Annotated in this window: 12 protein-coding genes and 1 pseudogene; 6 read left to right on the forward strand and 7 right to left on the reverse strand. The window is 73.1% G+C overall.

The annotated features are described in order from the left end of the window. Positions 1 to 928, forward strand: a pseudogene (locus tag MNZ29_RS21860) (hypothetical protein); the annotation flags it as partial. A gap of 11 nt (positions 929 to 939) precedes the next feature. Here MNZ29_RS21860 and MNZ29_RS21865 read toward each other — a convergent pair. Genes MNZ29_RS21865 through MNZ29_RS21875 form a run of 3 tightly spaced genes read right to left on the reverse strand, consistent with a single transcriptional unit; the run spans position 940 to position 2,891 of the window. Further along, positions 940 to 1,392: an arsenate reductase ArsC gene (locus MNZ29_RS21865; RefSeq protein ID WP_242340941.1), complete on the reverse strand. Its 453-nt coding sequence runs from the start codon at positions 1,390 to 1,392 to the stop codon at positions 940 to 942. Then, on the reverse strand, positions 1,389 to 2,534 hold the full coding sequence (arsB, locus tag MNZ29_RS21870) for an ACR3 family arsenite efflux transporter (RefSeq protein ID WP_242340939.1): 1,146 nt from the start codon (positions 2,532 to 2,534) through the stop codon (positions 1,389 to 1,391). The genes MNZ29_RS21865 and arsB overlap by 4 nt, the downstream gene beginning before the upstream one ends. A 3-nt stretch (positions 2,535 to 2,537) precedes the next feature. Beyond that, positions 2,538 to 2,891 (reverse strand): helix-turn-helix transcriptional regulator, encoded by a 354-nt coding sequence (locus MNZ29_RS21875; RefSeq protein WP_242340938.1) that lies wholly within the window; start codon positions 2,889 to 2,891, stop codon positions 2,538 to 2,540. Between the two features lie 136 nt (positions 2,892 to 3,027). Between MNZ29_RS21875 and MNZ29_RS21880 the strand changes: the two genes are divergently transcribed. From MNZ29_RS21880 to MNZ29_RS21890, 3 genes are all read left to right on the forward strand, one after another. Next, a complete protein-coding gene (locus MNZ29_RS21880; protein WP_242340937.1) occupies positions 3,028 to 3,171 on the forward strand; it encodes a hypothetical protein in 144 nt (47 codons plus the stop codon). A 136-nt stretch (positions 3,172 to 3,307) separates the two neighbouring features. Beyond that, positions 3,308 to 4,420 carry a permease gene (locus tag MNZ29_RS21885; protein ID WP_242340936.1) on the forward strand — a complete coding sequence of 371 codons (1,113 nt, stop codon included), beginning with the start codon at positions 3,308 to 3,310 and terminating at the stop codon, positions 4,418 to 4,420. An 8-nt stretch (positions 4,421 to 4,428) separates the two neighbouring features. After that, complete coding sequence (locus MNZ29_RS21890) at positions 4,429 to 4,662, forward strand: thioredoxin family protein (protein WP_242356716.1); 234 nt, start codon at positions 4,429 to 4,431, stop codon at positions 4,660 to 4,662. A 21-nt stretch (positions 4,663 to 4,683) separates the two neighbouring features. On the opposite strand, the gene MNZ29_RS21895 is transcribed toward MNZ29_RS21890, so the two are convergent. The 4 genes from MNZ29_RS21895 to MNZ29_RS21910 all read right to left on the reverse strand — a co-directional run bounded on the left by MNZ29_RS21895 (position 4,684) and on the right by MNZ29_RS21910 (position 7,857). Next, the gene (locus MNZ29_RS21895; RefSeq protein WP_242356718.1) at positions 4,684 to 5,532 is read right to left on the reverse strand and encodes an EcsC family protein; all 849 of its coding nucleotides are present in this window, start codon (positions 5,530 to 5,532) and stop codon (positions 4,684 to 4,686) included. 65 nt (positions 5,533 to 5,597) lie between these two features. Continuing rightward, positions 5,598 to 6,368: an RES family NAD+ phosphorylase gene (locus MNZ29_RS21900; protein ID WP_242340932.1), complete on the reverse strand. Its 771-nt coding sequence runs from the start codon at positions 6,366 to 6,368 to the stop codon at positions 5,598 to 5,600. Continuing rightward, a complete protein-coding gene (locus MNZ29_RS21905; protein WP_242340931.1) occupies positions 6,328 to 6,705 on the reverse strand; it encodes an MbcA/ParS/Xre antitoxin family protein in 378 nt (125 codons plus the stop codon). Before MNZ29_RS21905 ends, MNZ29_RS21900 begins: the two co-directional genes overlap by 41 nt. A 168-nt stretch (positions 6,706 to 6,873) precedes the next feature. After that, complete coding sequence (locus MNZ29_RS21910; protein ID WP_242340930.1) at positions 6,874 to 7,857, reverse strand: zinc-dependent alcohol dehydrogenase family protein; 984 nt, start codon at positions 7,855 to 7,857, stop codon at positions 6,874 to 6,876. 251 nt (positions 7,858 to 8,108) lie between these two features. On the opposite strand from MNZ29_RS21910, the gene aceE reads away from it, so the two are divergent. Then, a complete protein-coding gene (gene aceE, locus MNZ29_RS21915) occupies positions 8,109 to 10,775 on the forward strand; it encodes a pyruvate dehydrogenase (acetyl-transferring), homodimeric type (RefSeq protein ID WP_242340929.1) in 2,667 nt (888 codons plus the stop codon). A 23-nt stretch (positions 10,776 to 10,798) separates the two neighbouring features. Continuing rightward, on the forward strand, positions 10,799 to 11,175 hold a 377-nt coding region (locus MNZ29_RS21920), incomplete at its 3' end, for a biotin/lipoyl-containing protein (protein WP_308197077.1).

The following is an 11,175-nucleotide window of genomic DNA, read 5'->3' on the forward strand; positions in this document are numbered from 1 at the left end:
CGCCGCGCTCGCCGAGCTGCCGCCCTGCGCGAGCGCGCCGCTCGCGCGGCTCGGCCGGCGGGTCACCGCCGTGCTCGCCGCCGCCGACGGCGCGACGGTGGTCGGCACCTTCGACGATGGCGTCGTGTGGCTCGGGCCTGACGGCGCCGCGGAGGCGGTCCCGGGGCTCGAGGGGCGCTCGCGGTTCGTGAACGCGCTCGCGGAGCACGACGGGCTCGTGTGGGCGGCGACGCAGGGCGGGCTCGTGGCGCTCGACGGGCCGCGGGAGGCGCTCGTACTGCTGCGGGGAGAGGGCGTCACGGCGCTCGCGCGCGCGGGAGCGCGGCTCTACGCCGGGACGGCGCGCGGCGTGTTCCGCGTCTCGGCGGACCGCGGCGCCGAGCCCATGGCGGTGACCGGTCCGGACGGCGAGCCGATCCGCGCGACCGCGCTCGCCGCGACGGCGACGGAGCTCTGGATCGGGACGGCCTCCGGCGCCTACGCGCTGCCGCTCGCGAACCTCGACGCGCCGCTCCTCGCGCGGACGGCCGCCTGGCACCCGCTCGTGTTCGGTGCGCCGGGCGCCGCGACGAACGTGGTCACCGCGCTCGCGCCGCTCGGTGACGGCGCGCTCGCCGGCACCGACGACGGCGGGCTCGTGCGGCTCGCGCGGGACGGGGGCGTCGCCGCGCTGAGGCTCGCCGACGCCCGCGCGAACGAGGTGAACCCGAACGCCGCCGCGGCGACCGGCGGGGGGGTGGTGGTCGGGACGCAGGGCGGCGGGCTCGTCTTCGCTCGGACGCGGGAGGCGGGGCTCGGCGCGGGGAGGCCGCGCGGGCTCGAGCGCCTCGCCGTGTCGGCGGTGTGGGCGGGGGCGGACGAGGTGATCCTGGCCGGGACGGCGGACGGCGAGGTGCTGCGGCTCGCCTGCGAGCGGCCGGGATCGTGAGGCTCGGACGGCTACCGCCCGAAGACGACCGCGAGGCGGCGGCGGAGCTCGTCGCGGACGTCGCGGAACGCCTGGAGCCGGTCCTCCTCCGGGCCTCCCGCGCCGGCGGGATCGGGGAGGCCCCAGTGGACGCGGTGCGCCTTCCCCAGGAAGGCCGGGCAGACCTCCTCTGCGCAGAGCGTGACGACCGCGTCGACGGTGTCGGGAGGGATCGCCTCCACGCTCTTCGAGCGGTGGCCGGCGATGTCGAGGCCGATCTCGGCGAGCGCGCGCACGGCGAGCGGGTTCACGCGCGAGGGCTGCGAGCCCGCCGACGACACGGTCACCCCGGCGGGCGCGAGCGAACGCGCGATGCCCTCGGCCATCTGGCTGCGGGCGGAGTTCGCGACGCAGAGGAACAGGACGTGGCGCGGCGCGAGCCTCCGGAGCTCCTCCGCCTCGCGCCGCCAGTCCGCGCCGGTCACGGGCTCGCCTTCCCGCGCGCGGGGCCGAAGCTCCCCGCGCAGTTCTTCACGCCCGCGAGCTCCGCCGTCTCGCCCGGGAAGAAGCGGTCGCGGAGCCGGAGGGCGACCGTGACGAGGCCGATGAGCACCGGCACCTCGACGAGCGGCCCGATCACCGCCGCGAACGCCGCGCCGTGCGCCATCCCGAACGTCGCGACCGCCACCGCGATGGCGAGCTCGAAGTTGTTCGACGCCGCCGTGAAGGAGAGGGTGGCGGTCTGGCCATAGCTCGCCCCGACCTTCCGGCTCATGAAGAACGAGACGAAGAACATGACGACGAAGTAGACGAGGAGCGGGATCGCGATCCGCACCACGTCGAGCGGCACCTGCACGATGGTCTCGCCCTTGAGCGAGAACATCACGATGATGGTGAAGAGGAGGGCGACGAGCGTGATGGGCGAGATGCGCGGGATGAAGACCCCGCGGTACCACGCCTCGCCCTTCCAGGCGCGGAGGCCGAAGCGGCTCGCCATCCCGGCCAGGAAGGGGACGCCGAGGTAGACGAAGACGCTCTTCGCGATCTCGCCGATGGTGATGTGGACCTCGGCGCCGGCGAGGCCGAGCCAGCGCGGCAGGACCGTGATGAAGACCCAGGCGTAGACCGAGAAGAACAGCACCTGGAAGATCGAGTTGAACGCGACGAGCCCGGCGCAGTACTCGGTGTCGCCCCTGGCGAGGTCGTTCCAGACGATGACCATCGCGATGCAGCGCGCGAGGCCGATGAGGATGAGGCCGACCATGTACTCGGGGCGGTCGCGCAGGAAGATCACGGCCAGCGCGAACATGAGCAACGGTCCCACGATCCAGTTCTGGACGAGGGAGAGCGCGAGCACCTTCCCGTTCCGGAAGACCCGCGGCAGCTCCTCGTAGCGGACCTTCGCGAGGGGCGGGTACATCATCAGGACGAGGCCCACCGCGATCGGGATCGAGGTCGTCCCGACCGACATCCGCTCGAGCATGGGGACGACGCCCGGCACGAGGAAGCCGAGCGCCACGCCCGCGCCCATGGCGAGGAAGATCCAGAGCGTCAGGTAGCGGTCGAGGAACGAGAGGCGACGGGTCACGCCGGCGCGCGCCGGCGCGACGAGGGTGGCTTCGGACATGGGCTAGAGGCTCCCGACGAGGGACTTGAGCCGGCGCAGGGTGCGGGGCTCGATGCAGTAGCAGACGCGCGGACCGTCGATCTCGCCGCGGATGAGGCCCGCCTCCTTGAGCACCTTGAGGTGCTGCGAGACGGTGGACTGCGCCAGCGGGAGCTCGTCGACGATGTCGCCGCAGACGCACGCCTCGCGGCGGACCAGGAGGCGGAGGATCTGGACCCGCGCCGGGTGCCCGACCGCCTTCGCGAGGAGCGCCAGCTCCTCGTCCGCGTCGGAGCCCTCGACCGGCCGGAGGTCGGGTTCCTGTCTCGGCTCCGGAGCCGGACCGCAGGCCGGGACCTTCTTGAGCTGGGGCGCCATGGAATCGGCTATCTACGATGGACGCGCGCGAGAGGCAAGACCGGGCGCCCGGGCGAGCGGGCGCGTCACGCACCTGTCACCGGATGAGCCCCCGCCGGGCGGCGCCCGGCGAGCGGGTTCGGGGTATCGCCGGTTCATGGAAAACGCTCAGCCACAGGGAATGGTCGGGCTGGCGATCGTGATCTGGTCGTCGCTGGTCGTGCTCGTCTACGGGTTCCTGCGCATGGCGGGGATCCTCGGCCACGGGCACGAGCGGCGCCCGCGCAGACGCGCGCGCTAGCGAGATCGAGCGGTCGCGGGGTCGCGCACGGCAAGCCGCGCGGGATCCGCAAATCGCAAAAAGACGATGACACCGGCTCCGGGATTCCCGATACTCCGCGCCGCGGCCGAGGGTCGGCTCGCGAAAGGACGGCCTCGTGAAGCTACCCGTGCTCGGCGAGTCGGAGGAGGCACCGGTGTGCTGCGCGCAGCCGGCGCCGCGGACGACGGCGGAGGCGGCGGCGCGAGGCGCGAGCCCCGTCAAGACCGCGGCGCTGCTCGCCGGTGGCCTCGCCGTCTGGGCGGCCGCCTATGCGCTCGTCCACCCGCTCTCGGAGCTCGCCGCCTTCCGGGCGCTCGGGCTCTCGCCGTCCTCGCGCCTCGGCCAGAGCGTCGCGTTCTTCCTCTACGACGCGCCGAAGGTGCTGCTGCTCCTCGTCCTCATCGTCTTCGGCGTCGGGATCGTGCGCTCGTTCTTCACCGCCGAGCGGACCCGCGCCCTGCTCGCCGGCAGGCGCGAGTCGGTGGGGAACGTCCTCGCCGCGCTGCTCGGCGTCGTGACGCCGTTCTGCTCCTGCTCCGCCGTTCCGCTCTTCCTCGGGTTCGTGGAGGTCGGGATCCCGCTGGGCGTCACGCTGTCCTTCCTCGTCGCCGCACCCATGGTGAACGAGGTCGCGCTGGTCCTCCTCCTCGGGCTCTTCGGATGGAAGGTCGCCGCGCTCTACCTCGTCACCGGGCTCGCGATCGCCGTCGCCGCGGGCTTCGTGCTGGGGAGGATGAAGCTCGAGCGCTACGTCGAGCCATGGGTCTACGCGTCGATGAAGCGGAGCGAGGTCCACGAGCGCGAGCGGCTCGGGTTCCAGGGCAGAGTCGAGAAGGGCGTCGAGGCGGTGCGGGACGTGGTCGGCAAGGTGTGGCCCTGGGTGCTCGCCGGGATCGCGGTGGGCGCAGGAGTCCACGGGTACGTGCCGGAGGGGCTGCTCGCCGGGTTCATGGGGAAGTCCGCGTGGTGGTCCGTCCCGGCCGCGGTCGCGATCGGCGTCCCGATGTACTCGAACGCGGCGGGCATCATCCCGGTGGTCGAGGCTCTGCTCGGGAAGGGGGCCGCGCTCGGCACCGTGCTCGCCTTCATGATGTCGGTGATCGGCCTCTCGCTCCCGGAGATCGTGATCCTCCGGAAGGTGCTCCGCCCGCCGCTCATCGCCGCCTTCGTCGGGATCGTCGCGCTCGGCATCCTGCTCGTCGGCTGGCTCTTCAACGCGGTCCTGTGAGGTGACGGATGAAGATCCAGGTGCTCGGTACCGGCTGCGACAGGTGCAAGGCGCTCACCGCCAACGCCGAGAAGGCCGTCGAGGCGCTCGGGCTCTCGGTGGCGGTGGAGAAGGTGGAGGACCTCCGCGAGATCATGCGGCTCGGGGTGATGACCACGCCCGCGCTGGTGGTGGACGGGAAGGTCCGCGCCGCCGGCAAGGTCCTCACCGCCGACGCAGTGATGGAGCTCCTGCGGTCCTGAGACGCGTCCCCGCGACGAGGCTCAGCCCGGGATCGCCTCGTACGCTCGCCTCACCTCGTCGGGCCCGTAGCTCCGCTCGAGCCGCCTCACCGTGAAGTGACCCCAGGCGGTCTTCTGGTAGTGCTGGATGAAGACCGAGTTGATGCCGGCCCCGGCGAGCGCGCCCACGATGGGCACGAGCTGGGCGACCGCCTTCTGCGCGACCTGGGTCCCGAACCGCTGGGCGATGAGCCCGACGAGGCGCGCGACCGCCGGCGCGCTGCGCTCGGCGGCGAGGTCTCCCATGGCGCGGGCGCCGAGCTGCTCGGCGGCGCGCGCGACCGCCTGCGAGAGCGCCACGCGCACGGCGAAGTAGCCGGCCTCGGCCGCGTCGTCGCTCGCGGCGCGGCCGCCCATCGCGAAGACGCCGAGGCACTCGAGCCGCACGCGCAGCTCGGAGAGATCCTCGCCCTGGGCGCGCGCGTGGTCCGCGATGGAGCGGAGCATGAGCGTCGTCGAGAAGGGCAGCTCGATGGCGAGGGTCGCGGCGCCGAGCGCACCGCCGAGCGCCCCGGAGGCGATGACGGCCGCGCGGTGCGCGAGGTCGGAGGCGGCGCCGGGCGCTCCGCGCACGGCGAGCGGAGGCGCGCCGCCTGCCCCCGACGCCTCGCGGAAGTCGAGGGTCCGCACGGCGAGCTCGAGCCCCTTCTCGAGCGCGGTGCGCGTCGCGCTCCCCACGAGATCGCGCGTGCGAACCGGCAGCTTCTCGACGAGCCGCTCGATCGGCCGGCCGACGCGGCTCGCGAGCTGGATGGCGAGATCGGGGGTCTCGAGGACGTGCTTCGCCTGCTCGAGGGCGAGGGCGTCGGCGCGATCGAGGGGACCTGGCATCCGCGAAGCCTATCGCGCGGAGCGCGCCCGCGCCGCGCCCCGGTCGGCCCCGAGCCCCCGGCCCTTCACGCCGCGGGCGCCGGCAGCACGCCGGCCACGAGGAACGTGCTGCGCGGGAACGCCTCGGTGTCGATGGTGAGGGCGCGCTCGTGCCGGAACTCGACGTCGTGCGCGGCGGTGACCGTGCAGTACCAGGTCTCCGGCGTCGCGAGCGGGGCGGGGGCCGCGAAGGCCGCCGGCGAGAAGAGCGCCAGGTTCGGGCCGCGGCGAGGGTCGCGCGCCGAGGGGTAGCGGACGGCCTCGATGCCGTCGGCCCGCATCTCGGTCCCGAGCTGCTGACTCGACGTGTAGTCGCTCGGCGAGCAGAGCTTGCGGAGGGAGGCCTTGAACGCGGGCGACGACAGGTCCACCCCCGCCCGCGTCGCGACCGCGACCTGGAACGCCGAGAACGGCATCGCGTGCGGCGCGAGCTTCGCCTTCGTCCCCTCGAAGAAGACGATCCGGTAGTAGGCCGTCTCGGCGAGCGCGGTGCGGAGCACCTCGGAGCCGTACCAGAGGCTCGGCTCGTGGCGGCCCCCGAAGCGCGAGCCGTACCTGAGCGGCGGGTACCGGAACGGAGAGTAGAGGAGGTAGTGCAGCCTCCCGAGCACGGGGTCCGGCGGCAGCGGCGGCTTGTGGTCGTCGATCATCCGCTCGAGCAGCGCGTGCTCGGCGTCCGAATCGACGAGGGGCCGCGTCGAGATGATCCGCTGGCCCTCCGCGATGCGCCAGGGCCGGCCCTCGAGCGCCCGGGCGTTAGACCTTCCCCCGCATCGCGTCCAGATACTGCGTGACATTCACCAGCCCCTCGACGCTCCGCACGAGGAGTGCGGGAGTGCCGCCGAGATGAGCGTTCTCGGCGTGGAACCACGCGCGGCAGCTCGCTGCGTCTCCCAGTAAAGCACTGAGGCTGCGGTACATGCGCAGGAAAGTGAGCGCAAGCTCGCCCTCCTTGGCGCCGGGGTCGATCGCCCGCGCGGACGCGCGGAGCCGCGAGACGGAGGCGCCGCTGACGCCGATGATCCGCGCGAGCTGCGCGTCCGTGAGCTCGAGGAGCTCCGCCGCGCGGAGCGTCGCCTTCGTCAGGACGGCGCCCGGCTCCGGCGACCTCGCGGTGTGGGCGGATGCGCGCATCGGACCTCCAGATGACGCGGGGAAGGACTGCTTTCACCTGGAAGATTAATGGCGGCATCTTTCATTTGCAAGAGGCGCTGGCGCGGGCCAGCGGCGACCGGAGCCGCGCGGGGCCCGGGGAGGACTCGCCGGGCGAGCACTGCGGGGCCCGGCGGGCGCGCGGCCCCTTCAGGGCACGAGGACCGCCGCGCCCTCGATCCTCCCCGCGCGCAGCCGATCGAGCGCCTCGTTGGCCGCGGCGAGCGGAAACGGCGTCACCTCGCAGCGCACGGGCACGCGCGGCGCGAGCGCGAGGAACGCCTCGCCGTCCGCGCGGGTGAGGTTCGCGACGGAGCGCAGGACGCGCTCCCCCCACAGGAGCGCATACGGAAACCGCGGGATGTCGCTCATGTGGATGCCGGCGCAGACGACCGTCCCGCCCGGCGCCACCGCCGCGAGCGCGGCGGGGACGAGCGCGCCCACCGGCGCGAAGATCACGGCCGCGTCGAGCGGGGCTGGCGGGGGCGCGTCCGAGCCGCCCGCCCAGGCCGCGCCGAGGTCGAGCGCGAGCCGCTGCGAGGCGTCGTCACCGGGCCGCGTGAACGCGAAGACCTCCTGGCCGGCGTGGCGGGCGACCTGTGCGAGGATGTGCCCCGCCGCGCCGAAGCCGTAGATCCCGAGCCGCGCCGCGTCGCCCGCCATGCGCCAGGCGCGGTGCCCGATGAGCCCGGCGCACAGGAGCGGCGCGGTCGCGACCGGGTCGGTGCCGGGAGGAAGCGGGAACGCGAAGCGCGCGTCCGCGACGGCGTACTCCGCGTACCCGCCGTCCCGCTGCCAGCCGGTGAAGCGCGCGCGCTCGCAGAGGTTCTCGCGGCCCGCCCTGCAGAACCCGCAGGCCCCGCACGCCCAGGCGAGCCAGGCGACGCCGGCGCGATCTCCCGGCGCGAAGCGCGCCACGCCCGGGCCAGCGCGCACGACCTCGCCGACGATCTCGTGCCCGGGCACGACGGGCCGGCCGGGGAGGGCGAGGTCGCCGTCGGCGACGTGCAGGTCGGTGCGGCAGACACCGCAGGCGAGGACGCGCACCAGGATCTCGCCGGGCCCTGGCTCGGGGACGGGGAGGTCGCGGGCGGCGAGCGGCCGGCCCGGATGCTCGACGACCATCGCGCGCACGGACGAGAGCCTACCGTGTTCCGGCGGGCGCGGCTCGAGGCACTGCGGTCCTCTCCCAGCCGAAGGGCGGACGGCTGGACCCCCGCCCCCGGGGCGCGATCGCACCGTCGGATCGGTGCGGCGGGTGGGTGCGCGGCGCCGCGCGCACCCGAGGTGCGGATCCACGCCGGCAGGCGTTGATCGGCAGGCGCTTCTCGTTAGGAGTTCACCCCAGCCGAAGCAACGTCCGCAACGACCGTGAGGCGCCCCGAATGGACCCGCTTTCCAGCCCCGACATGGACCCGCAGGAGACGCGCGAGTGGCTCGACGCCCTCGAGGGCGTCCTCGAGCGCGAAGGGACCGAGCGCGCGCACTTCCTCATCGAGCACCTCATCGACCGGGCGCGGCGAGCCGGCGCGTACGTGCCGTTCTCGGCGAACACCGCCTACGTCAACACCATCCCGGTCGAGCTGCAGCCGCGCTTCCCGGGCGACTTCGCCCTCGAGCAGCGGATCCGCCACTACATCCGCTGGAACGCGATGGCGATGGTGGTCCGCGCGAACAAGCACACGAACGTCGGCGGCCACATCGCGAGCTTCGCCTCCGCCGCGACGCTCTACGACGTCGGCTACAACCACTTCTGGCGCTCCTGGTCCGAGGAGCGCGGCGGCGATCTCGTCTTCCTGCAGGGTCACTCCTCCCCCGGCATCTACGCGCGCGCGTTCCTGCTCGGCCTCCTCAGCGAGGAGCAGCTCACGAACTTCCGGCAGGAGGTCGAGGGGAAGGGCATCTCGTCCTACCCGCACCCCTGGCTCATGCCCGAGTTCTGGCAGTTCCCCACCGTGTCGATGGGGCTCGGGCCGCTCATGGCGATCTACCAGGCCCGCTTCATGAAGTACCTGGCGGACCGGAGCGTGGTGGACACCGAGGGCCGCAAGGTCTGGGTCTTCACCGGCGACGGCGAGATGGACGAGCCCGAGGCGATGGGCGCCATCGGCCTCGCCGGCCGCGAGAAGCTCGACAACCTCATCTTCGTGGTGAACTGCAACCTGCAGCGGCTCGACGGGCCGGTGCGGGGCAACGGCAAGATCATCCAGGAGCTCGAGAGCACGTTCCGGGGCGCCGGCTGGAACGTCCTCAAGGTGATCTGGGGCCGGCACTGGGATCCGCTGCTCGCGAAGGACAAGAGCGGCGCCCTCCGCCGCCGGATGATGGAGGTGGTGGACGGTGAGTACCAGGTCTACAAGTCGCGGGACGGCGCCTTCGTCCGCGAGCACTTCTTCGACAGCCCGGAGCTGAAGGACCTCGTCGCCGAGCTCTCCGACGAGGACATCTGGCGCCTCAACCGCGGCGGCCACGATCCGTTCAAGGTCTACGCCGCCTACCAGGCGGCGGTGAGCCACGAGGGCCAGCCGACGGTCATCCTCGCGAAGACCATCAAGGGCTACGGCATGGGCGAGGCGGGCGAGGCGATGAACATCGCCCACCAGCAGAAGAAGATCGCGACGGACGCGGTCCGGCGCTTCCGGGACCGCTTCGACCTCCCCGTCCCCGACGACAAGCTCGAGGAGGTGCCCTTCCTCAAATTCGAGGAGGGGTCGAAGGAGCTCGAGTACATGCGCGCCCGCCGCGCCGAGCTCGGGGGCGATCGCCCGCGGCGGCGCCGCCGCGCGCCGGAGACGCTCGAGGTCCCGCCGCTCGCCACGTTCGACCGGCTCCTCAAGAGCACCGAGGACCGGGAGATCTCCACCACGATGGCGCTCGTGCAGATCATGAGCATCCTCGCGCGCGACAAGAAGATCGGCGCGCGCGTCGTGCCGATCGTGCCGGACGAGGGGCGCACCTTCGGGATGGAGGGCATGTACCGGCAGCTCGGCATCTGGAGCCACGTCGGCCAGCTCTACACGCCGGAGGACGCGGACCAGCTCGCCTTCTACCGCGAGGACCGGAAGGGCCAGGTGCTGCAGGAGGGCATCACCGAGGCGGGCGGGATGGCGGAGTGGATGGCGGCGGCCTCGTCGTACTCCGTGCACGGCCGCTCGATGATCCCGTTCTACCTGTTCTACTCGATGTTCGGCTTCCAGCGCGTCGGCGACTTCGCCTGGGCCGCAGGCGACATGCGCTGCCGCGGCTTCCTCGTCGGCGGCACGTCGGGCCGCACCACCCTGAACGGCGAGGGGCTCCAGCACGAGGACGGCCACTCGCAGGTGTTCGCGTCGGTGATCCCGAACTGCCGCTCGTACGATCCGACCTTCTCCTACGAGGTCGCGGTCATCGTGCAGGACGGGCTCCGGCGCATGGTGCAGGAGCAGGAGGACGTCTACTACTACCTGACCGTCCTCAACGAGAACTACGTGCACCCGGCGATGCCCGAGGGCGCGGCCGAGGACATCATCCGCGGCATGTACCTCTTCAAGCGCGGGGCGGGGGGCGACAAGAAGGCCCCGCGCGTCCAGCTGCTCGGCTCGGGCGCGATCCTCCGCGAGGTGATCGCCGCCGCCGATCTCCTGAAGAGCCACTGGGGCGTGGACGCCGACCTGTGGGCCTGCCCGAGCTTCACGGAGCTCGCCCGCGACGGCATGGCGGTCGCGCGCGAGAACCTCCTCCACCCCGAGGCGCCGGCGAAGAAGTCGCACGTCGAGCGCTTCCTCGGCGAGACCTCCGGGCCGGTGGTCGCCGCGACGGACTACGTGCGCACGTTCGCCGAGCAGATCCGGCCGTACGTGGGCCGCAGGTACCTCGTGCTCGGCACGGACGGCTACGGGCGCTCCGACACCCGCGAGCGGCTCCGCCGCTTCTTCGAGGTGGACCGGCACCACGTGGCGGTCGCCGCGCTGAAGTCGCTCGCGGACGAGGGGAAGCTCCCCGCCGCGAAGGTGACGGAGGCCATCCGCAAGTACGGCATCGATCCCGCGAAGCCGGCGCCGTGGACCGTGTAGGCGCCCCGGAGAGCGAACGACCCATGAGCACCATCGAGGTGAAGGTCCCCGCGCTCGGCGACTTCAAGGACGTGCCGATCATCGACGTCCTCGTGAAGCCGGGCGACGCGGTGAGCAAGGACGACGCGCTCGTGACGCTCGAGTCGGAGAAGGCGACGATGGACGTGCCGTCGCCCGCGGCGGGCACCATCAAGGACCTGCGGGTGAAGGTCGGCGATCGCGTGAGCGAGGGGAGCGTCGTGCTCACCCTCGACGAGGCGGGGGCGGCCAGGCCGGCCGCGAAGGCCGCGCCCCCTTCGGCCGCGAAGCCCGCGCCCCCGGCGGCCACGAAGCCCGCGCCCTCTCCCGCGCCCGCCGGGAAGCGCGACGGCGCGGCGGCACCGGCCGCGCGGGCCGCGGA

This window comes from Anaeromyxobacter sp. SG64 (assembly GCF_022690745.1).
In the GTDB taxonomy this organism is placed as follows: Bacteria; Myxococcota; Myxococcia; order Myxococcales; family Anaeromyxobacteraceae; genus Anaeromyxobacter; species Anaeromyxobacter soli.

Coding starts and splice junctions, on each gene's coding strand:
- MNZ29_RS21905 (WP_242340931.1), bottom strand. CDS start 6,705: ATGCGCGCATCCGCCCACACCGCGAGGTCGCCGGAGCCGGGCGCCGTC.
- MNZ29_RS21880 (WP_242340937.1), top strand. CDS start 3,028: ATGGAAAACGCTCAGCCACAGGGAATGGTCGGGCTGGCGATCGTGATC.
- MNZ29_RS21895 (WP_242356718.1), bottom strand. CDS start 5,532: ATGCCAGGTCCCCTCGATCGCGCCGACGCCCTCGCCCTCGAGCAGGCG.
- MNZ29_RS21890 (WP_242356716.1), top strand. CDS start 4,429: ATGAAGATCCAGGTGCTCGGTACCGGCTGCGACAGGTGCAAGGCGCTC.
- MNZ29_RS21875 (WP_242340938.1), bottom strand. CDS start 2,891: ATGGCGCCCCAGCTCAAGAAGGTCCCGGCCTGCGGTCCGGCTCCGGAG.
- MNZ29_RS21900 (WP_242340932.1), bottom strand. CDS start 6,368: ATGTCACGCAGTATCTGGACGCGATGCGGGGGAAGGTCTAACGCCCGG.
- arsB (WP_242340939.1), bottom strand. CDS start 2,534: ATGTCCGAAGCCACCCTCGTCGCGCCGGCGCGCGCCGGCGTGACCCGT.
- aceE (WP_242340929.1), top strand. CDS start 8,109: ATGGACCCGCTTTCCAGCCCCGACATGGACCCGCAGGAGACGCGCGAG.